Origin of the sequence: Neptunomonas sp. XY-337 (assembly GCF_004959845.1) — a bacterium.
GTDB classification, from domain to species: Bacteria; Pseudomonadota; Gammaproteobacteria; order Pseudomonadales; family Balneatricaceae; genus Neptunomonas; species Neptunomonas marina.
The window spans coordinates 144743-166070 of sequence record NZ_SPLL01000002.1 but is presented as its reverse complement, the minus strand read 5'-3'; the positions used below and the strand labels follow the sequence as shown (position 1 = coordinate 166070).

Genomic DNA, 21328 nt, shown 5'->3' with positions numbered 1-21328 from the left:
TGTCCTATGTAGAAAAAGCTTCTATTTCTGCCAAACTTGGAGTCCGGCCCGCGTTAAGAGTTCAGCCGTCTCACACAGCGGTAAGCCGACAACTCCAGTATAACTGCCTTGGATGTTCGTTACGAAAACAGCACCTAGCCCCTGTATGCCATATCCACCGGCCTTGTCGCATGGCTCCTCGGTATCCCAGTAGCGCTCGCACTCTTCCATTGAAAGCACACGAAATGTCACCTGTGTTGTCACCACACGAGCATAAACACCGTTAACCGTGGCTAGCGCAATTGCCGTCATCACTTGGTGCGTTCGCCCCGAGAGACGCTGCAGCATGGAAATTGCATCCGCACGATCAAGTGGCTTGCCAAGAATCTGCCCATCCACCGTCACCGTTGTATCCGAGCCTAACACGGGCTGGCCTTCCGTACACTGAAAGCCCGCTAGCGCTTTCTCTTGCGCCAGACGAAGTACGTAGTCGCGCGCAGATTCATCGGCCAATGGCGTTTCATCAATATCCACTGGCGCGACACTAAACGGCACACCAATCTGAGCAAGCAACTCACGTCGGCGCGGCGACGCTGATGCTAAAACAAGTGTCACGATGACCTCCTAACAATCAGGATACATGCAAAGCGCGCCGAATTCCGCGCAAGACAACAAAGACCCACGGCCAGATCAGCGCACTCATTACCGCAGGTAGGAGAATCACCAACCCTTGCCCCGACTCGCCTGAAAACGACTGAATCCAGCGAAACACCAACTGGTTGATCCCCACCAAAACAAGCACCATCATAGCTTGCTGCCAAATCGGAAACATGCGCAGGCGCTTGTGTAAAATCAACGTGATAAACGCCACTATCGTCAGCGCTAGCGCATTCATACCGAGTAAGCTCCCTTTGAGAACATCAAGTGCAAGGCCTGCCAGCCATGCCATGCCAATCCCAAAGCGATGAGGTAACGCCATTACCCAGTAGATAACAATCATAGCCACCCACTCAGGGCGCCACCAAGCAAGAGAATCAGGTAACGGGAACTGACTGAGCAAGAACCCAACAATCAGGGTGCCTACGACGATTAAAATACCGGAGCGGCGCTCACTCATTGTGCGGCTGCCTCAGATGGCGTCGGGATATTGGGCTCAGTTGGCTCAACCATCAGCAGGTAACGGCTCTTATCCAAACGCGCAGTTGGGGTTGCCTTCACAACCGAAAAGGGTTTACCAGGGTCACGCACCACACTCGCTACCCGAGCCACCGGATAGCCATGCGGGAAGCGCCCGCCAAGGCCAGAGGTCACAAGCAGATCCCCCTCTTGGATATCTGCAGTATCCGGCACATGTTCAAGCTCAAGTTCGCCCAGCTTACCTTTACCAATGGCGATGGTACGAAGGCCGTTGCGGTTTACCTCAACAGGCAGGGCATGGCGCGCATCGGTAATTAGCATCACTCGCGATGTATAGGGTGCGACATCAATCACCTGCCCTAATACACCACCCGCATCCAGTACGGGTTGACCGAGAAAAGCGCCCTCTTCCTCACCCTTCCCGAGAATAATTTGGTGCTGGAATGGATCGGGATTTACACCAATCAACTCAGCTAAGTGCACTTCATTTTCAACGCGATTCTTCGCATTTAATAGCGCACGCAAGCGTTTGTTCTCTGATATCAACGCATCCATCTGCTGCACTCGCTCATCGAGCACAACCACATCGGAGCGCAGCATCGCATTCTCTTTCACCAGAGCACGCTTGCTCACCAGTACATCTGATAAGTCATCTGCTACGCGTGTCGGTAGATCCACTAGCCACTGCACTGGCGTTAATACCAGCGCCAAGACATTGCGCACATCGCGTGTTTTTGACTGATTGAGGTCGCCTAGGATAAAAACAAAAGCAAGAACGACAAGAAAAAGGAAGAAAAGGCGGGGAATCCCGCCTTTAAAAATTGGACTCATTCAGAAGCCTCCTTCTGAATGTTTAGCATCGTTGTCCGCATGCACACCTCACCGAATTACTCAGACGTGAGCAACTCGAAAGCATGCTTGTCTAACAACTCCAGCGCACGGCCACCGCCTCGTGCCACGCAAGTCAGCGGATCTTCAGCCAGAATCACAGGTAAGCCTGTCTCTTCGCTGATGAGACGATCAATGTCACGCAGCATTGAACCACCACCTGTCAATACGATACCGCGCTCAGCAATATCAGACGCCAGCTCTGGTGGGCACTGTTCCAGCGCGCTTTTTACCGCCTGCACGATCGCTGACAGCGGCTCTTGCAGCGCTTCCAAAATTTCGTTGCTGTTGAGTGTAAAGCTACGTGGAATGCCTTCGGCTAAATTACGTCCGCGCACATCGATCTCTAACACTTCGCTGCTTGGGTAAGCTGCGCCAATCTCTTGTTTGATGCGCTCTGCCGTTGCTTCGCCAATCAAGCTGCCATAGTTACGGCGCACGTAGGTCACAATCGCTTCATCAAAGCGGTCGCCACCGATACGAACAGATTCAGCGTAGACAATGCCGTTTAGAGAGATAACCGCGATTTCAGTTGTACCACCGCCGATATCGACCACCATCGAACCACTGGCCTCTTCAACCGGCAGTCCAGCACCAATAGCTGCAGCCATGGGTTCTTCAATGAGATAAACCTCGCGGGCACCTGCACCTAGCGCAGACTCTTTAATCGCGCGGCGCTCAACCTGTGTCGATTTACAAGGAACGCATACCAATACACGCGGGCTAGGTGATAGGAAGCTGTTATCGTGCACTTTGCTGATAAAGTACTGCAGCATCTTTTCCGTAACGTGGAAGTCGGCGATAACGCCGTCTTTCATAGGACGAATAGCCGTAATATTGCCTGGTGTTCTACCCAGCATGCGTTTCGCATCTGCACCAACGGCTGCAACCGACTTTTGATTACCTGTTTGGCGAATCGCGACCACCGATGGCTCATCTAACACAATGTCTTTGTCGCGAACAAAAATCAGCGTATTTGCTGTACCCAGATCGATAGAAAGGTCGCTGGAAAAAAGACCTCTGATTTTCTTAAACATGCTGAATGGAAACCTTAAAGAGTTACAGGTATAGCTGATATATTTTAAAAACACGTAACTCTAACAATGGCAGGGTTTTAGGGCAAGAAACAAATATGGTAACTTACGCCTTTACGCGCAACTTACTCAGATATAAGTCAATGGAACACCTATGGCTCTAAATAGAACCGATGTAGAAAAAATCGCCCATCTTGCAAGATTGCAGATTGAGGAGAGCGACGTTCAAGCCTATGCGGACAACCTGTCGAACATCCTTGATCTGGTTGATCAGATGCAGTCGGTGGACACAACGGATGTTTCACCGCTAGCCCATCCTCTTGATGCAGTGCAGCGCTTGCGCGCTGATGTCGTGACCGAAGAGAACCAACGCGAGGCATTGCAAAGCGCAGCACCTGCGGTAGAGAACGGTCTCTTCCTTGTCCCGAAAGTTATCGAATAATTGTTACTGCCTGCCGATTTAGGATACCAACATCATGCACAATAAAACTCTGGCCGAACTGGCTCAAGGGCTCGAGCAGGGCGACTTCAGCAGTGTAGAGCTGACCCAAGCCTATCTGGATCGTATCGAGAGCCAAGATAGCAAATACAATAGTTACATCACCGTCACACCTGAACTTGCCTTGGAGCAAGCAGCGGCGGCAGATACTGCGCGCCAATCAGGAAATGCAGGCCCTATGACCGGCATCCCTGTTGCTCACAAAGATATCTTCTGTACCCAAGGCGTGCGCACCAGTGCCGGCTCAAAAATGCTGGACAACTTTATCTCGCCATATGATGCGACGGTGATTCAAAAGTTTAACGCCGCAGGCTGCGTCTCGCTGGGTAAAACCAATATGGATGAGTTCGCGATGGGCTCCTCAAATGAGTCGAGCTTTTATGGCGCCGCTCGCAACCCTTGGCATACCGACCACGTACCCGGTGGCTCGTCTGGCGGTTCGGCCGCGGCCGTTGCAGCAGACCTAGCACCCGCAGCAACAGGCACAGATACTGGTGGTTCTATCCGTCAACCATCAGCGTTTTGCAATCTCACCGGCTTGAAACCTACCTACGGCCGCGTCTCACGTTTTGGCATGATCGCGTACGCCTCCTCGCTCGACCAAGGCGGGCCGATGGCAAAAACTGCGCAAGATGCAGCGATGATGTTAAATGTGATGGCAGGTGTTGATCCGATGGACTCAACCAGCGCAGACCACCCCGTCGCTGACTACACGGCCAACCTCGAGCAGCCGCTTAGCGGCTTGAAGATCGGCCTACCAAAAGAGTTCTTCAGCGATAGCCTGAACCCAGAGATCGCAGCACTGATCCAAGGCGCGGTTAAAGAGTATGAAGCGCTTGGAGCAACCGTCAAAGAGATCAGCCTGCCAAATACAGCGCTCTCCGTGCCAGCGTACTACATCATTGCGCCAGCAGAAGCGTCGTCTAACCTATCGCGCTTTGATGGCGTGCGTTACGGCCATCGCTGTGATGAGCCGAAAGACCTCGAAGATATGTACAAGCGAACCCGTGGTGAGGGCTTCGGAACCGAAGTCAAACGCCGCATTATGGTGGGCACTTATGCACTCTCTGAAGGTTTTTACGATGCGTATTACAAGAAGGCACAGCAGATTCGCCGTCTTATCCAGCAAGATTTCGTACGCGCCCTCTCGGAGGTTGATGTGATCATGGGGCCAACTACGCCGTCCCCAGCCTTCCGACTCGGTGAAAAAACATCCGACCCTGTCGAGATGTATATGGAAGATATCTTCACGCTTTCACTGAACCTTGCAGGCTTGCCAGGCATGTCTATCCCATGCGGTTTCAGTAACGGTTTACCCGTTGGTCTACAGATCATTGGTAACTACTTCGCTGAAGAGAAACTACTGAACGTAGCCCATAAGTACCAGCAGGCAACTGACTGGCATACCCGCAAGCCAGAAGGCATTTGAGAGGAGCGATAAAATGGAATGGGAAGCTGTTATCGGGCTTGAGATCCACGCTCAGCTCGCAACCAACACTAAAATATTCTCCGGCGCTAGCACAGCGTTTGGCGCCGAGCCAAACACGCAAGCATGTGCCGTTGACCTTGCATTGCCGGGAACACTGCCGGTCTTCAACGAAAGCGCGCTGCGCATGGCCGTCATGTTTGGTACGGCCATCGATGCGCACATCGGCAAAGTATCGGTTTTTGATCGCAAAAACTATTTCTATCCTGACCTGCCCAAGGGCTACCAAACGAGCCAGCTGTTCTACCCGATCGTTGGCGAAGGTCACGTTGATATTGAGCTTAGCGACGGCTCAACTAAGCGTATTGGTGTAACACGTGCTCACCTAGAAGAGGATGCGGGTAAATCTTTACACGAAGACTTTGCCAACATGACCGGCATTGACCTTAACCGTGCAGGCACGCCACTTTTAGAGATCGTATCTGAACCTGATATGCGTTCAGCCGAAGAGGCGGTTGCGTATGTGAAGAAGATCCACTCGATCGTAACCAACTTGGGTATCTGCGATGGCAATATGGCAGAGGGTTCCTTCCGCTGTGACTGTAACGTATCCGTGCGCTACAAAGGTGAAGAGGCGTTCGGTAACCGCACCGAAACCAAGAACATCAACTCTTTCCGCTTCATCGAGAAAGCCATCAAAGGTGAGATCGAGCGCCAAATCGATCTATTAGAAGATGGCGGCACAATCACTCAAGAAACGCGCCTGTACGACGCAGATAAAGACGAGACGCGCTCCATGCGCAGCAAAGAGGAAGCTAACGACTACCGCTACTTCCCTTGCCCAGATCTGCTGCCAATCGTTATTGACGATGATTACATTGGTGCAGTTCGCGATAGCCTGCCTGAGATGCCAGATGCGCGCCGCGCTCGATTTGTCGAAACGTATAGCTTGTCTGAGTACGACGCGGGTGTGCTATCAAACTATAAGTCCCTATCAGACTACTTTGAGACTGTCGTTGAGCAATCTGGCGACGCTAAGCTATCGGCGAACTGGGTGATGGGTGAGCTTTCTAAACACCTCAACCAAAACGATACCGATATCACCGCAAGTCCCGTTTCTGCTGCAAACTTAGGCGGTCTGCTAAAACGCATCAAAGACAACACGATCTCTGGCAACATCGCCAAGAAAGTGTTCGAAATCATGTGGGCAGACGGCGGCACTGCGGATGAAGTGATCGAGGCAAAAGGCCTCAAACAAGTGACCGACACAGGCGCAATCGAGAAGATGGTCGAAGAGGTCATCGCGGCGAATACCGCTCAAGTAGAGCAGTATAAGGCCGCACCAATTGAGAAGCGCGGCAAAATGGTCGGCTTCTTTATGGGGCAAGTGATGAAGGTTTCTGGCGGTAAAGCCAACCCCGGCCAAGTACAAGGCCTGCTGAAACAGAAACTCGATGCACTCTGTGATTAACAGAGCACGCTAGTACTAAGCCGGCAACTCGCCGGCTTTTTTTGTCCATCCGTAAAAAAGGTAATTAAAAACCGACAAAAACCAACTATATTGTGAGTAACATCAGCCAGTTAACTGTAGGTTTAACTCCTAGCGTCGATAATAAGTTAAATACAAGACAACACCCAAGGTGTCTCGCTAGAGAGCGCAGCGTAGTTTTATCGCTCCCATAGCGGTTAGGAATATATGGTATGAAAAACTACAAAGTACTTTTTGTTGGCTCTCCAGGCTCAGGTAAAACGACTGCTATCCGCTCACTTAGCGAGATAGATGTGGTTGATACTGACGCTAACGTCTCCGACGCAGTCATTCAGCGCAAGCGCACCACAACCGTTGGCATGGACTATGGCCGACTCCAGCTAAACGATAAAGCAACATTACAGATGTACGGGACACCGGGGCAAGAGCGCTTTAAGTTCATGTGGGACTTAATGATGACCGACCTCGCTGCCGATGCTAACGCACTCATTTTGCTGGTCGACAATACCCGGAACTACCCGTTTAAGGATATCGACTTTTATCTCAGCGAGTTTTGGGACTACATCGTTCAGCGCCATTTCGTGATCGCGGTAACGCGCTCCGACCTTGATGATTCACCATCAGAAGCCGACTACCTCAATCGCATGAAAGAAAAGGGTATCTTTGCCCCAGTCACCTTTATCGATGCACGAAAATCCATGCATGTACTTGATCTCGTCGCCTCTGCCATCCGCCACGATGCCGATGATGTGGACTGGAGTGACGTCTCTTATAAAGTGGCTATGCAAGAGTTCGAGCGGCGTAACCCAGAGCCCGGGTCAGCTCAGTTTGAGTGGCTACTGCGCACCAAAGATGTTCCTAAAATTTCCTCAACAGATGCAGCCATGAATGTGCATGGGGTATTGGGCGCTAGCCAGTTCGATAGTGCAGGCAAAATGATCGGTACCACCATCGGCAACCCAGATTACCACCAGCTGTTTGACCGGCTGCAAACCACAGCTCAACAGATCGAGGCTAATGACACCGAACTGGTGGTCAAAAGCTTATCATTGCACGGCAGCAATCAAGACTCGGTCTCCTTGTTTCGGGAACATGATCAAGGGCTTGGACTAGTTTCTAAGCCCAACTTATCGGTCACCCAAGTCCGCAACCAAGCAGACGACATCATGCAATGGAGTGAACATGTCTCAGTTACTTAAGAAGCTCGAGCGGATGTCTGGTGCTAAAATGAGCGCCATTGTTATGTCTGGACGCCCCGTTGTTTCGACCTTTAATGCGGAGCAACAGCGATTATTAGAGCTAAGTAAAACAACGTGCGAGCAGTTACTCACCGACAGCGAGCAGCTGCACATTGTCACCGTTGAGGATGAAGAGACCGCCAGCTTTGATGAAGTCCATATGCAGGTCAATAGCGACTATGTTTTTGGCCTAAGGCTCAATCAACGCGCCCTTTTTATCAGCATTGCCGATTCACGTAGTGACCTGCTCAAAACGCAAAAGACACTGCGCTCGGCACGCCGCGTGCTCAATAAGTTTGTCGATTCTGTTGTAGCTCAGCGTAAAAACTCGTGAATAAAGCGGTAGTGAGTACGGACTGGGCCGAGAGTTTCCCTTATGTCGCCAAGCACGACGCAAAGGTACTGGTACTAGGTTCAATTCCCGGCCAAGCCTCACTCAAGCAAGTGCAATATTACGCGCACCCGCGTAACGCTTTTTGGCCGATTATGCAGGCGATATTGGGGCTGCCCAGCGAACTCGACTACACTGACCGGCTCTCGGCTCTCAAAGAGCACAAGGTTGCCTTGTGGGATGTGGCGCATCAGTGCCATCGCCCCGGCAGCCTAGACAGCCGCATCGACCAGCAAACGGTTGTACCCAATGCGATTGAGGCGTTTCTAGCGAATCACCTAGGCGTTGAGCTGATTGCTTTTAATGGCCAAGCAGCGAGCAAGCTGTTTAAGCGCCACTTCCCAGCACTGGCGAAGAGCGATCTAATTCAACAGGTCACACTGCCCTCCACCAGCCCAGCACATGCATCATTATCCTTTGCAGAGAAGCTAGAAGCATGGCAAGTTATAGCGAAATATCTTTAAGTGCAGGAGTCACACTATGCATAAAGTCGCTACCTTCGCCGCAGGCTGCTTTTGGGGGATAGAAGCAAAATTCTCAGCGCTTGATGGTGTCATCGAAACCGAGGTTGGCTACATGGGCGGCCAACAAGACAAACCAGATTATAAAACCGTTTGCACCGACCAAACCGGCCACGCCGAGGTTGTTCAAGTGCAATATGATGAGCAGAAGATCAGCTACGAGCAACTTCTCGCAGCGTTTTGGGCCATGCACGACCCAACAACGCTGAACCGACAAGGGCCTGATGTGGGCTCCCAATACCGCTCGGCTATCTTTTATCACGATGAGACGCAACAACAAGAAGCGACTCAAAGTAAAAGCTACATGGATCAATCAGGCGCTTTCAGCGCTCCGATCGTAACTCAGGTGGTGCCTGCCGCCACCTTCTGGCGCGCCGAAGAGTATCACCAACAATATTTGGCGAAACGAGGCTTAGGCAGCTGCAGTATTTAGCCCTGTAATGAGGAGCGGCCAAGCCCTGTTTTTGGTTGCTCACTCCCCTCTCTTTTGCGCTCTTCGCGCGGCGTTACACCATAGTGATTACGATAAGCCGTACTAAAATAGGAGGCACTCGAAAAACCACAGGCTAAGCCTATCTGTAGAACCGTTTTATCGCTTTGGCGCAATAGTTGCCTAGCATGCTCCAACCGCAGATCAAGATAGTATTTAGAAGGTACGGTCTGCAGATGCTTCTTGAAAAGACGTTCTAAATGCCGCCGCGACACGCCAACATGGTGGGCGAGATCATCCGTTGATAGTGGCTCCTCGATGTTAGCTTCCATCAAGGTCACCGCTTCGATCAGCTTCGGCTGGTTCGCACCGATACGCGCTTTTAAGGGTATCCGCTGTTGCTCTTGCGAGCTGCGCATCCGCTCGTAGACAAATTGCTCAGACACCGACGCGGCCAACTCTAAGCCATGTTCTTGTCCGATAAGAAACAGCATCATATCCATCGCGGCCGTGCCACCGCTACAGGTGTAACGATCACCGTCGATCTCAAACAAGTTATTGGTGACTTGAGTGCTTGGAAACTCTTCTCGTAAGCTCGCCAAATCCCACCAGTGGATGGTGGCGCGGAAATTATTCAGTAACCCCGCACACGCCAGCAAATATGAACCTGTTCCGATACCACCAAACGCCATACGCGCGTTACCTTGGCGGCGCAGCCAGCCGATGATCGCTTCGTTTCCGGTGCGCGCAATGGGGCTCGCACCGCAGACAAAGATCGCATCGAGTTCAGGTAGATCGCCCAAGCTATGATCCACCAACGTTTTGATCCCAAAGCTGCTTGATACAGCATCGCCGTCATGACTGATCAACGTCGTCTCGTAGAACTCCTCACCGGTAATCCAGTTTGCCATCCGCAGTGACTCTACCGCGGAGGAGAACGCTATCAGCGAAAAGTTGGGTAGCAGCAAAAAACCGAACCTTTTGGGTGCTGGTTTTCTGGCCTGCGTGGCATGTTTTCCCGTTGCCAACTCAAAAGCCTCACATTGTTTCATTTAGGTGCACATTTAGTGCGTAAGGATACTCAGCTGTACCGCCTAATACCTTAGTCACAGAGATAAATGTCAGCTTAGCGCAACTTCGTGTCGCGCTACAGAAATTATTGCTCTGTTTTCAAGGACATTTTTTACTGATACTGGTTATATAGCGATGGCGAGCCCTAAATAGTTTTGAAATTGCGGCATTGCTTAAAAAATAATCGGACATAACGCCAACGATCCGATCGATACAATAAGAGGAGTTACCCATGTCACAACCTACTGTTGACCGCGCACTGTTTGATCAGGTGATGGTACCTAACTACAACCCGCAACAGATGGTTCCTGTGCGCGGCCGCGGTTCGCGTGTTTGGGATCAAGCGGGTAACGAATATATCGACTTCGCCGGCGGCATTGCTGTAAACGCGTTAGGCCACTGCCACCCTGAACTGGTCGCAGCACTTAAAGATCAAGCAGACGAGTTATGGCACCTCAGTAATACGTTCACCAATGAGCCGGCTTTGCGTCTTGCAAAACAGCTCACAGACAACACCTTTGCCGACAAAATCTTTTTCTGTAACTCCGGCGCAGAAGCGAACGAAGCAGCTTTTAAACTGGCGCGTAAGTTTGCCTATGACAACTTCGGCCCAGAAAAGAATGAAATCATCTCCTTCAAGCAAGGCTTCCATGGCCGTACGCTGTTCACAGTCTCTGTTGGCGGCCAACCTAAGTACCGTGAAGGCTTTGAGCCAGCACCCGGCGGCATCACCCATGTTCCGTTCAATGATATTGAAGCGCTCAAGTCGGCAATCTCAGACAAAACCTGCGCTGTTGTCATGGAGCCAATTCAAGGTGAAGGTGGCGTTATCCCAGCGGACCCAGACTTTGCTAAGGCGGTGCGCGAGCTATGTGATGCCAATAACGCTCTGCTGGTTTTCGACGAAATCCAAACAGGTGTCGGCCGTACAGGTGAGCTTTACGCCTACATGGGTCTTGGCGTAACACCCGATATCCTGACCTCAGCAAAAGCTCTGGGTGGTGGCTTCCCGGTTGGTGCCATGCTGGCAACAGATCGCGTTGCGCCAAGCTTAGGCTTTGGTACGCACGGCAGCACCTATGGCGGCAACCCACTGGCATGTACGGTGGCTGATAAGGCCCTTAGCTTGATCAACTCGAAAGAGGTTCTAGGCGCTGTTGCAGAGAAAAATGCGCTGTTTATCGAAGAGCTGAATAAGATCAACGCTAAGCACAATATTTTTTCCGAAGTGCGCAGCGGCGGTTTGCTAATTGGCGCAGAGCTTGTGGAAGCGTGGCATGGAAAAGCAGCTCAGTTCCTAGCTGCTGCACGTGAAGAAGGCCTGATGATTCTGGTTGCGGGACCAAAAGTGATCCGCATGACACCTTCATTGATTATTCCAGATGAAGATATCCGCGAAGGTATGGAAAAGCTAGAGCGCGCCATTGCACGCGTACTAGCAGCCTAACCCCTGAAAAATGCGGTAGCCCAGACGGGTTACCGCAGCGCTTTTGCCGCAAATTCTGCTATTCTTTCCTTATTAATCAACCACTCATAGCGGATAGCAGGGATGAACAACGCGATCAAGGTAGCCATCATCGCACTTTTAGCCATTGGAACATTACAGTGGTTCCGCGTTAGCGCCCCTCTTAATACGGCTCAAACGGCTAACCCTCCCACATCCGTACCGCCAACAAAGGTCTACTACCTCTCAGAGCGCGATGCGAAGGGACTATCGATTATCGCCAACGCCATGGCTCTGGCTGCACCACTTAAAGCCGCAGCAACGGCATACCTAGCCAGTCACGACGAGATTGCTACGTCTAATGCGCAGGTGGGCTTCCCCAAGCCCGGAAAATACACAAACCGCTTTATCCGCAGTGCTGGCATCACTGCAAGTGGTGATATTCTCGTGATACTGAATAAAAGCTCAGGATTTGAAGGTGCTTCAATCACCCTGCGCCCAGAAGAGAAACAGCACGCAATGCTCGTCGAGTGGAGTTGCTTCTCAACCAACATAAAAGGGCTAGAGTCGGTCATGCAGTGCCCGTACCGCCCGGCAGACTAGCTAACCACCCAATGTTGCTGAGCCCATGCTTGGCGCTCACCACTCTCCAAAAAGCTCCATGCCAGGAATCGGCTAATCTTATTACCCTGCGCCATTGGGACGGTTCTCACCTCTACCGCACCGGCCTTTTTAAGCGCCTGATAAAGCCCATTGAGATGCTCCTTTTTCGCCACCAGCGTACTAAACCACAAGCACTGTTCGGCAAAGTCTCTGCTCTCAAACGCCATACGCTGAATAAAAAGCGCCTCGCCACCAGTGCACCACAACTCATGATTCTGGCCACCAAAGTTAAGCGCCGTGCTTGGCTGCTCTTTCGGCAGCGGGGAGCGTTTGCGGTTACGTTTGAGATTACGAGCTTTGCGCTGAGTACCGGCATTGGCCTCCTCTGCAGAGCTATGGAAAGGCGGGTTGCATAGCGTAACGTCCACCCGCTCGTGCGGCTTAATCACCCCGTTAAAGTAAGCGCTTTGGTCCGTTTGTAAACGGCAATCAACAAGCGGTTTTAAGCGTCGGTTAGACGCCACAATCACCTTTGCCACCTGCAGAGCTTCGTTTGCAATATCACTTGCGATAAATTTCCACCCATACTCAGCACTGCCTAAGATGGGGTAGATGCAGTTAGCACCTGTGCCGATATCCAGAACCGATACCCGCTTGCCCACCGGCGTACGTCCACCATTATCTTTGGCTAACAGGTCTGCCAGATAGTGAAGATAATCGACTCGACCCGGTACCGGAGGGCACAAGAACCCTTCTGGTAAATCCCACATAGGCGTATCGTAATAAGCCGCCAGCAAAGCTTTATTCAACAACTTAACCGCACTGGGGTCGCCAAAGTTCAGAGTTAATCCGCCGCGCGGGCTTGGCAATAACTTATCTCGAAGCTCAGGTACCACTCTCACCAATGTATCAAAGTCATACTCGGCGCGATGAACATTACGTGGATGCAACTGCACCTTTTCGGTGTGGGGGGATTTGGTAGACATGAAAACGAGTCTCGGCATTGAGCAAACAGATCGCTCTATCATACCATGTCGTAACGATATACGGCGCGTTGCGGCGAAACCAAACGGAACTCACGCCACAATAGCACCTTATATAAGCGCCGCATCAACGCCACGGAAGATAGTTACCTAATGAAGCTAAATGTGATCAAACACTCGCTCTTTTTGCTTGCTAGCATCGTTATCATGGCAGGCTCAGTTCATACGCACGCCGACGGCACACTTGAGCGCTATCTAGCGGAGGTCTCCCGCAGCAGCAAAAACGCAGTCTTTGCTGAGGGCACTCGTTATCGCGATCCCATCGCAATTCGCGAAGATACCGCCTTGGTGCCCGCCTCGACTCTCAAGGTGCTAACCGCATACCTTGCGATTAAACGCTGGGGTTTACGGCACCGATTCACGACTGAGTTCTATTTGGCGGACAATACCCTGTGGATAAGAGGTCTCGGAGATCCCTATCTCACCTCAGAAGAGCTAGACATTATTGCCGCCCAGCTTCGCAAGCGCCATCCGCTCGCGATTAAGGCGATCGCCGCCGATAACACCTACTTTCCAGATATCCAATTGGATGGTCAAGGCGATAGCGACAACCCCTACGATGCCATCAACGCAGCGCTTTCTTTAAATTTCAATAGCTTAAAGTTCAAGCGCAACAACGGGAAGATCGTTTCGGCTGAACCGCAAACTCCCACCACCACAACGACACGCACGGTGGGTAGCAACTACCGGTTAGCCAATGGAAAATCGGTACGCATCTCTCTTCCCGGTGATCGTGATAGTGCAGCACGCTACTTCGCAGAAGTCTTAGCACAAAAACTCACCAACCAGCCGGTGCCTGTCAAAGTGGCCTCGATGCCACCGGGAGCGCGGCTGATCTATCGTCACCGCAACAGCCATACACTCGAAGAGGTATTGGTTGGTATGCTCAAATATTCCAACAACTTTATCGCCAACCAACTCTTCCTGATGATGGGCCACAACGGTCGCACCCGCCAAGTCTCTTTAGAAGGTGCTCAACAGTATGTGCAAACCCAAAGCGAGATGACATTTGGCTGGCCATCACTAGCCATCTTCGAGGGCGCAGGCTTATCGCGCCAAAACCGCCTAAGCGCTCAGCAATTGATCGACATTCTCGAGGTATTTAGACCATGGCGGCATCTACTGCCTGCGCATAATGGCAAAGTGCGCGCCAAAACCGGAACGCTCAGCGGCGTGCGCACCTACGCAGGCTACTATCAAGATCAAGATGCACAGTGGCGCTCATTTGCGCTGCTGTTGAACAAACCCATCACCTATCGCTTTCGCTACCGCTTTGCCGAATCGCTGGCGCATTGAGTCGATGAAACCGGTTACCGAACCCACGGTCTAAACGATGGACACACAAGGAGGATACGATGCTGACGACCATTGCACATTACGATTATCCCCATGAAGCCCATATTGCCCGAGCCAAGCTAGAATCAGAGGGGATACCTGCGGTACTGGCCGATGAGCAAACCATCACCATGCAGTGGCTTTATGCCCAAGCCTTGGGTGGTGTAAAGCTGCAAGTCCCCGCTTCAGCCGCCGAGACAGCACTGGCGCTGCTGGCAGAGGATCGCTCCCATGCCGTGGACCAAGAGCAAGGCATCACCAGTGATGACCTCTGTCCGGTCTGCCAAAGCCGCCACCTATCAACCCACACCAAGGGAAAACGTGTCGCTTTTCTCGTATTCCTTGGTTTGGACTTTCCCTTATTCCCCGTAAGTCACTATCGCCAATGTGATGATTGTGGGCATATCATCCCCTCATCTACGGAAAACACAGCACAGTAAAGCACTGTTGGCAGCAGGCTAAACACTTTACTTATTACGACACTCGCATCACCTGTAAGGTCGCATTAGCTAAAATTTCATAAAATCGCCCTGCTTAAACCCGTTTTTTAGGTCCGAATTCTTAAAACAAGGTCGCATGGACGACAGCAGTCACCCTTTTTCTCACCAATAATGTTGGTATGAGAGAAAAGGATAGGACGATGAACGCAGACTTTGCACCTTGGTTAGACTGGATCGACAGCCAACAAGATACGATGTTGGCACGCACAATCGCACTTGCTGAGATCAACTCAGGCAGCTTGAACTACGCAGGCGTCAACGCCGTGGGTAAACAGTTGATCGAATATGCAGCCAAACTAGAGGGGCATGTCGAAGTTTTGCCGGTGGCGCCCTATGAGTTCGTTAACGCCAGTGGCGATGTCGAGCAGACACCGCTAGGTGATGCCGTGCGGATCACAAAACGCCCTGAAGCACCGTTGCAGATATTCTTCTGCGGCCACATGGACACTGTTTTCCCGATCGATCACCCTTTCCAAACAATGACATGGCTCGATGACAACACCCTCAACGGACCGGGCGTAGCCGACCTAAAGGGCGGTTTAATGATCATGATGACGGCGCTTGAAGCGTTAGAACGCTCGCCATGGGCTGATCAGATTGGCTGGGAAATTTTGTTTAACCCAGATGAAGAGATCGGCTCTCCCGGCTCTGCTCAACTGATTGCCGACGCAGCAACCCGCGTCGATCTGGGTATGATCTACGAACCCTGTATGCCGGATGGCACGCTTGCCGGTGCGCGCAAAGGCAGCGGTAACTTTAGCCTTGTGGTGCGTGGTAAAGCCGCTCATGCTGGACGCGAGCACCATCTCGGCCGCAACGCGATTCGCGCCATGGCAGACTTTATCGCGGCGCTGGATGATCTCAATGGTCAGCGTGAAGGCGTCACCATCAATCCCGGCTTTATCGAAGGCGGCGGCGCGGTCAATATTGTGCCGGATCTTTGTTTATCACGTTTCAACATCCGCTTAGAGAGCCCTGAAGATGAGCAGTGGTGCCTAGATAACATTGCGAGCATTCTCAACAAGATCAACGGCCGCGATGGCATCAGCGCGGAACTACATGGCGGTTTTGGCCGCAAACCCAAAGTGCTCACACCGGCTAACCAAAAGCTATTTGAGCTTGCCAAATCCTGTGGCGCAGAGTTGGGTATGACGATTGAGTGGAAGCCAACTGGCGGCTGTTGCGATGGCAATAACCTAGCTGCGGCAGGTATTCCCAATATCGATACGCTGGGCGTGCAAGGCGGCAAAATTCACTCCAGTGATGAGTACATGCTGGTTGATAGTCTCTCCCAACGAGCGCGCTTGAGCGCACTGATGCTGATGCGTCTGGCGACCGACACCGACCTTAGCTGGCTGAAGGAGCGCTAAATGCTCATTATTCGCCCCCTCGCTTATCCCGACCTGCCCGCCCTCGAGCGGCTAGCCATCGTTTCAGGTGGCAGCATGACCACGCTGCCCGCTAACCGAGATCACCTGAATGAACTGATCATGCGCACGCAAAACTCCATGCGCAAAGCGGTAGAGCAGCACCATGACGAAAGCTATCACTTTGTGATGGAAGATACGGAGCATGGCGAGATAGTTGGTGTTTGCGGTATTGATGCCAGCGTCGGTCTCAATGGCCCATTTTATAGCTATCGCATGGAGGAGGTTGTCCACGCCTCCAGCGAACTGCAAATTCATAACAGAGTGCCAGCGCTGCATTTGTGCCAAGACTACACGGGCTCAGCACGCCTTTGTACGCTGTTTTTAGATGGCGAACACCGCAACGAAACCAACTTGCAACTGCTCTCGCGCTCACGCTTGCTCTTTATTGCCCAGCACCGCCAACGTTTCGCGAACCGTTTGATCGCCGAACTACAGGGTGTCGCTGATGAGCAGAACCGATCACCCTTCTGGGAATCGCTGGGAAGCCACTTCTTCAGCATGGACTTCACCAAGGCAAACTACCTAACGGGGATCAATTCTAAGGGGTTCATCGCCGACCTGATGCCCCACTACCCTGTCTATGTGCCGCTCCTAAGCCAAGAAGCACAGCACGCGCTGGGACAACCGCGCCCGGATATGGCCCCCGTGAAAGCCTTGCTTGAGCGTGAAGGCTTTGTCTATCGAAACTATGTCGATATTTTCGATGCAGGCCCAACACTAGAGAGCCGTGTGGATGCGCTACATAGCATCATGACAAGCCAACTGTGTACGCCAGCGATCACCGCTCAGCGCGACGCCACTGCGCTACAACAGGTGCTCGTAGCGAATACCGAGACCGCAGCGTTTCGCTGCATTCTCACCGAACTCGATCCAGCACAGCCGACGCTGCTGCAAGCTGAAGCCGATGCGCTTCAACTAGCGCCCGGTGCGGCGGTGCGTTTAGTCGCCGTATAGCGATTCAAAAAACGATAAACAGGCCCAAGTTGGGCTGCATCGACATAACAATAGGAGAACATTGCAACGATGATGGTTGTTCGTCCCATTCAAGCTGAAGATCACGCTGCCCTGCGGGAACTCGCACGTAACACAGGCACCGGCTTCACATCTTTGCAAGATAACGATGAGCAGGTTGCAGCGAAACTCGAAGCAGGCTTAGCCGCTTTTGACGCCGCAACGCCGCTAGAGGAAGCCCTATACCTGTTTGTCATGGAAGATACGGATACCGGTGATGTGGTAGGTATCTGCGGTATTGAATCTGCAGTTGGCCTCTCTGACCCTTGGTATAACTACCGTGTGGGGACGCTTGTCCACGCATCACGGGAGCTAAGCGTCTATAACCAGATCAGCACGCTAACGATCACCAATGACCACACCGGCTACTCTGAGTTGTGCACCCTGTTTTTGCTGCCCGAAGCACGGCACAGCAAGCACGGCTCGTTGCTGTCTAAATCGCGCTTTATGTTTATGGCGGAGTTCCCGCAGCGTTTCAGCGAGCACGTCATCGCCGAAATGCGCGGTTACTCAAAAGACAGTGTCTCGCCATTTTGGGAGGGCTTGGGCCGCCACTTTTTCTCGATCGATTTTGCCCAAGCCGATCAGCTCTCCTCCATGGATAAGATCTTTATTGCGGAGCTGATGCCAAAGAACACCATCTACACCAACTTGCTGCCTAAAGAGGCGCAAGAGGCGATTGGCAAAACGCACGAAAACACCACACCCGCACGACGTTTGCTGGAAAACGAAGGGATGCGCTACACCGGCTATATCGATATTTTCGATGGTGGCCCAACGCTGGAGGCGCGGGTCAACGATATTCGTGCCGTTCAAGAGAGCCAGTACGTCAAAGTTCATATCGATAGCGCTGAACCCGAGGGTGAGCTGTACCTCGTGAGTACCACGGATTTTGCTAGCTTCCGCTGCACCATGGCTTCTCTGACGCGCGTCAGCAACAACCTTATCAGCGTCACACCTGCTGTCGCTAGCGCCCTAAATGTAACCGAAGGCACCACCGTACGTATTGTACCGCTGTCCTCTGGAAGGAGATTCTAATCATGACATCATCACTTTTTATCAACGGCCAATGGGAACAAGGTGCCGGCGCCGCATTTAGCTCAATCAACCCAGCCACGGGCGAGGCAGTATGGCAAGGTCATGCGGCCAGCCCCGCTCAGGTTGACCAAGCCATTCAAGCCGCGCGTGACGCGTTCACCGCATGGGCAGACCTGAGCTTTGCCGAACGCTGCGAGCAGGTACAACGCTATGCAGACGAGCTAAAAGCCAATAAAGAGCTGATCGCAAAAACGATTGCCGCTGAAACCGGTAAGCCGTATTGGGAAACACTCACTGAAGCGGCGGCCATGGCGGGCAAAATCGATATCTCGATTAAAGCCGCAACCGAGCGTACCGGCGAGCGTGAAAGCGATATGCCCGGCGCGAAAGCTGTGCTGCGCCACAAACCCCACGGTGTGGTTGCCGTGTTTGGCCCATATAACTTCCCGGGGCATCTGCCTAATGGCCATATCGTTCCAGCGCTGCTCGCCGGAAACACCGTGGTGTTAAAGCCCAGTGAGCTAACGCCTCATGTGGCTCAATTGATGGTGCAATTGTGGGAGAAATCGGGCCTACCGGCAGGCGTGCTGAACCTCGTTCAGGGCGAGAAAGAGACCGGTATCGCGCTGGCGCAACATGCGGGTATTGATGGCTTGTTCTTTACCGGTAGCTCCCGCACGGGCCACATCCTGCACGAACAGTTCGCAGGTCACCCCGGTAAGATTCTGGCTCTTGAGATGGGCGGCAACAACCCACTGATCATCGACGAAGTCGCAGACGTAAAAGCGGCTGTACACGAGACGATTCAATCAGCTTACATCACCTCCGGCCAACGCTGTACATGTGCGCGCCGCCTCTTTGTTCCAGCAACGGAATGGGGTGACCGCTTCCTTGAGCAACTCACAAGCGCCGTGAGCCAGATTGAGGTGGGTGACGCATTCGCAGAGCCGGCACCCTTTATGGGAAGTTTAATCTCTGAAGCAGCCGCTGATGGTATGGTCGCTGCACAAGAAACGCTTCGCGAACTGGGTGCTCAATCGCTTGTTGAGCTGACCAAGCTTAAAGCGGGTACTGGCTTAGTATCGCCGGGCTTAATTGATGTCACCGCCATTGCAGAACTGCCGGATGAGGAGTACTTCGGTCCATTGCTTCAGGTGATTCGCTACAGCGATTTCGATACCGCTATTGCTCAAGCAAATGCCACCTCCTATGGCCTATCCGCCGGTATCTTCAGCGACGACGAAGCCACCTATCAGCGTTTCTATCGCCGTATCCGTGCCGGTATTGTGAACTGGAACAAGCAACTGACCGGAGCCAGCAGCGCAGCGCCCTTTGGCGGCATTGGCGCCAGCGGTAACCACCGCGCGAGTGCCTACTATGCAGCCGACTACTGTGCTTACCCTGTAGCCGGTATCGAAGCTGACGCGCTCGCTCTGCCAGCGACGTTATCACCAGGACTTAAAATAGACTGAGGTGCGCCATGACACATGCAGTAGAAGCAAACTTTGATGGCTTAGTTGGCCCGACGCACAACTACGCGGGCCTGTCGTTTGGCAACGTTGCCTCAACACAAAATAGCGCCCAACTGTCTAGCCCTAAACAAGCGGCCTTGCAGGGCTTGGCGAAGATGAAAGCACTCCACGATATGGGGATGTTGCAAGGCGTGTTGGCACCTCAAGAGCGCCCTGATATTCATACTCTGCGCCGTTTAGGGTTTTCGGGTAGCGATGCGGATGTGCTGGCACAAGCCGCACGTCAAGCACCGCGTGTGCTGGCAGCCTGTTGCTCAGCTTCGAGCATGTGGACGGCCAACGCAGCCACCGTATCGCCCAGTGCAGATACCGTAGATGGCCGGGTGCACTTTACGCCCGCCAACTTGACGAACAAGTTCCACCGCTCGATTGAGCACAAGGTAACCGGCAATATCTTGCGCGCAACCTTTGCCGACAGCCAATACTTCGCGCACCATGATGCGCTGCCGGGTGTTGAGCACTTTGGAGATGAGGGTGCAGCAAACCACACCCGCTTCTGCCATGAATACGGCAATCAAGGGGTCGAGTTTTTTGTCTTTGGCCGTTATGCATTCGATGGCTGCAAACCGGCCCCAACCGTGTTTCCTGCACGCCATACCTACGAGGCATCAGAGGCGGTGGCGAGATTACACGGGCTGGATCCAGACCATGTGGTGTATGCGCAGCAAAATCCGGCGGTCATTGATCAAGGCGTTTTCCACAACGACGTTATCGCGGTGGGCAATCGCCAAGTCCTGTTTTGCCATGAGCAGGCGTTTCTTAATCAGGCGGAAGTGATCAATCAATTGTCACGCAAAATGGATGATCAGTTCCAAGTGATTCAAGTCCCGACGAGCGATGTTTCGGTTGACGATGCCGTGCGCAGTTACCTGTTTAACAGCCAACTACTCTCGGTCGGTGATGAGACCCACCTCGTCATTCCTGAGGAGTGTCGCAACAACGCCGCAGTATGGCGCTATTTACAGCAACTAGAGAGCGGCCCTGCGCCCATCAGCAAACTGCATGTGTTTGATCTAAAACAGAGCATGAGCAATGGTGGCGGCCCGGCGTGCTTGCGCCTACGGGTGGTCTTGAACAGCGCAGAGCAGCAGGCCTGCAATCAGAACACTCTGATGAGTGAGGCGCTCTACAGCCGTTTAACCACGTGGGTTAAACAGCACTATCGTGACCAGTTGAGCGAGGCGGACCTTGCTGATCCGCAACTGCTGAACGAATCCCGCACCGCATTGGATGAGTTAACACAGATCCTGAAGCTAGGTTCGGTTTATCCTTTCCAGCAGGTTTAATCT

Annotated in this window: 22 protein-coding genes; 16 read left to right on the top strand and 6 right to left on the bottom strand. The window is 52.5% G+C overall.

Features of this window, described 5'->3' with window-relative positions; all coding sequences use genetic code 11:
- Positions 1-21: 21 nt before the first annotated feature.
- From E4L36_RS04400 to E4L36_RS04385, 4 genes are read right to left on the bottom strand one after another with little or no spacing between them, the layout of a single operon-like run.
- A complete protein-coding gene (locus E4L36_RS04400) occupies positions 22-594 on the bottom strand; it encodes a Maf family protein (protein WP_276606059.1) in 573 nt (190 codons plus the stop codon).
- 16 nt (positions 595-610) lie between these two features.
- Positions 611-1096, bottom strand: coding sequence for a rod shape-determining protein MreD (gene mreD, locus E4L36_RS04395; RefSeq protein WP_127694218.1), 486 nt, complete (start codon positions 1094-1096; stop codon positions 611-613).
- A complete protein-coding gene (gene mreC / locus E4L36_RS04390; protein WP_136679393.1) occupies positions 1093-1947 on the bottom strand; it encodes a rod shape-determining protein MreC in 855 nt (284 codons plus the stop codon). The genes mreD and mreC overlap by 4 nt, the downstream gene beginning before the upstream one ends.
- Positions 1948-2003: 56 nt before the next feature.
- Positions 2004-3041 (bottom strand): rod shape-determining protein, encoded by a 1038-nt coding sequence (locus tag E4L36_RS04385; RefSeq protein ID WP_127694220.1) that lies wholly within the window; start codon positions 3039-3041, stop codon positions 2004-2006.
- A 151-nt stretch (positions 3042-3192) separates the two neighbouring features.
- Between E4L36_RS04385 and gatC the strand changes: the two genes are divergently transcribed.
- The 7 genes from gatC (at position 3193) to msrA (ending at position 9035) form a co-directional block, all read left to right on the top strand.
- Positions 3193-3480, top strand: coding sequence for an Asp-tRNA(Asn)/Glu-tRNA(Gln) amidotransferase subunit GatC (gatC, locus tag E4L36_RS04380; protein ID WP_127694221.1), 288 nt, complete (start codon positions 3193-3195; stop codon positions 3478-3480).
- Between the two features lie 34 nt (positions 3481-3514).
- Entirely contained in the window at positions 3515-4966 is a 1452-nt protein-coding gene (gene gatA, locus E4L36_RS04375) for an Asp-tRNA(Asn)/Glu-tRNA(Gln) amidotransferase subunit GatA (protein ID WP_127694222.1), read from the top strand.
- Positions 4941-6434, top strand: a complete 1494-nt coding sequence (gene gatB / locus E4L36_RS04370) for an Asp-tRNA(Asn)/Glu-tRNA(Gln) amidotransferase subunit GatB (protein ID WP_276606061.1) — start codon at positions 4941-4943, stop codon at positions 6432-6434. Before gatA ends, gatB begins: the two co-directional genes overlap by 26 nt.
- A gap of 230 nt (positions 6435-6664) precedes the next feature.
- The gene (locus E4L36_RS04365) at positions 6665-7651 is read left to right on the top strand and encodes an ATP/GTP-binding protein (RefSeq protein ID WP_136679391.1); all 987 of its coding nucleotides are present in this window, start codon (positions 6665-6667) and stop codon (positions 7649-7651) included.
- Positions 7635-8024, top strand: coding sequence for a hypothetical protein (locus E4L36_RS04360; RefSeq protein ID WP_136679390.1), 390 nt, complete (start codon positions 7635-7637; stop codon positions 8022-8024). The genes E4L36_RS04365 and E4L36_RS04360 overlap by 17 nt, the downstream gene beginning before the upstream one ends.
- Positions 8021-8545, top strand: a complete 525-nt coding sequence (locus E4L36_RS04355; protein ID WP_240770671.1) for a DNA-deoxyinosine glycosylase — start codon at positions 8021-8023, stop codon at positions 8543-8545. The genes E4L36_RS04360 and E4L36_RS04355 overlap by 4 nt, the downstream gene beginning before the upstream one ends.
- Positions 8546-8561: 16 nt before the next feature.
- Positions 8562-9035: a peptide-methionine (S)-S-oxide reductase MsrA gene (gene msrA, locus E4L36_RS04350; RefSeq protein ID WP_136679389.1), complete on the top strand. Its 474-nt coding sequence runs from the start codon at positions 8562-8564 to the stop codon at positions 9033-9035.
- Here msrA and E4L36_RS04345 read toward each other — a convergent pair.
- Positions 9032-10084 carry a GlxA family transcriptional regulator gene (locus tag E4L36_RS04345; protein ID WP_127694228.1) on the bottom strand — a complete coding sequence of 351 codons (1053 nt, stop codon included), beginning with the start codon at positions 10082-10084 and terminating at the stop codon, positions 9032-9034. The two genes, msrA and E4L36_RS04345, sit on opposite strands and share 4 nt — an antisense overlap.
- A gap of 251 nt (positions 10085-10335) precedes the next feature.
- Here E4L36_RS04345 and E4L36_RS04340 point away from each other — a divergent pair, with 251 nt between their 5' ends.
- Together E4L36_RS04340 and E4L36_RS04335 are read left to right on the top strand one after the other, a co-directional pair.
- A complete protein-coding gene (locus tag E4L36_RS04340; protein ID WP_136679388.1) occupies positions 10336-11550 on the top strand; it encodes an aspartate aminotransferase family protein in 1215 nt (404 codons plus the stop codon).
- A gap of 102 nt (positions 11551-11652) precedes the next feature.
- Positions 11653-12150 carry a pilin gene (locus E4L36_RS04335; RefSeq protein ID WP_136679387.1) on the top strand — a complete coding sequence of 166 codons (498 nt, stop codon included), beginning with the start codon at positions 11653-11655 and terminating at the stop codon, positions 12148-12150.
- Here the strand turns inward: E4L36_RS04335 and rlmF are convergent.
- Positions 12147-13136: a 23S rRNA (adenine(1618)-N(6))-methyltransferase RlmF gene (gene rlmF, locus E4L36_RS04330; RefSeq protein WP_136679386.1), complete on the bottom strand. Its 990-nt coding sequence runs from the start codon at positions 13134-13136 to the stop codon at positions 12147-12149. The two genes, E4L36_RS04335 and rlmF, sit on opposite strands and share 4 nt — an antisense overlap.
- A gap of 150 nt (positions 13137-13286) precedes the next feature.
- On the opposite strand from rlmF, the gene E4L36_RS04325 reads away from it, so the two are divergent.
- The 7 genes from E4L36_RS04325 to astB all read left to right on the top strand — a co-directional run bounded on the left by E4L36_RS04325 (position 13287) and on the right by astB (position 21325).
- Positions 13287-14489: a D-alanyl-D-alanine carboxypeptidase gene (locus E4L36_RS04325; protein WP_136679385.1), complete on the top strand. Its 1203-nt coding sequence runs from the start codon at positions 13287-13289 to the stop codon at positions 14487-14489.
- Between the two features lie 59 nt (positions 14490-14548).
- On the top strand, positions 14549-14968 hold the full coding sequence (locus tag E4L36_RS04320) for a DUF2007 domain-containing protein (RefSeq protein WP_206064508.1): 420 nt from the start codon (positions 14549-14551) through the stop codon (positions 14966-14968).
- Positions 14969-15168: 200 nt separating this feature from the next.
- Positions 15169-16398 carry a hydrolase gene (locus E4L36_RS04315; RefSeq protein ID WP_136679384.1) on the top strand — a complete coding sequence of 410 codons (1230 nt, stop codon included), beginning with the start codon at positions 15169-15171 and terminating at the stop codon, positions 16396-16398.
- The gene (gene astA / locus E4L36_RS04310) at positions 16399-17412 is read left to right on the top strand and encodes an arginine N-succinyltransferase (RefSeq protein WP_136679383.1); all 1014 of its coding nucleotides are present in this window, start codon (positions 16399-16401) and stop codon (positions 17410-17412) included.
- A 69-nt stretch (positions 17413-17481) separates the two neighbouring features.
- Entirely contained in the window at positions 17482-18507 is a 1026-nt protein-coding gene (gene astA / locus E4L36_RS04305; RefSeq protein ID WP_136679382.1) for an arginine N-succinyltransferase, read from the top strand.
- 2 nt (positions 18508-18509) lie between these two features.
- Entirely contained in the window at positions 18510-19979 is a 1470-nt protein-coding gene (astD, locus tag E4L36_RS04300; RefSeq protein WP_136679381.1) for a succinylglutamate-semialdehyde dehydrogenase, read from the top strand.
- A gap of 8 nt (positions 19980-19987) precedes the next feature.
- A complete protein-coding gene (gene astB, locus E4L36_RS04295) occupies positions 19988-21325 on the top strand; it encodes an N-succinylarginine dihydrolase (RefSeq protein WP_136679380.1) in 1338 nt (445 codons plus the stop codon).
- Positions 21326-21328: the final 3 nt, after the last annotated feature.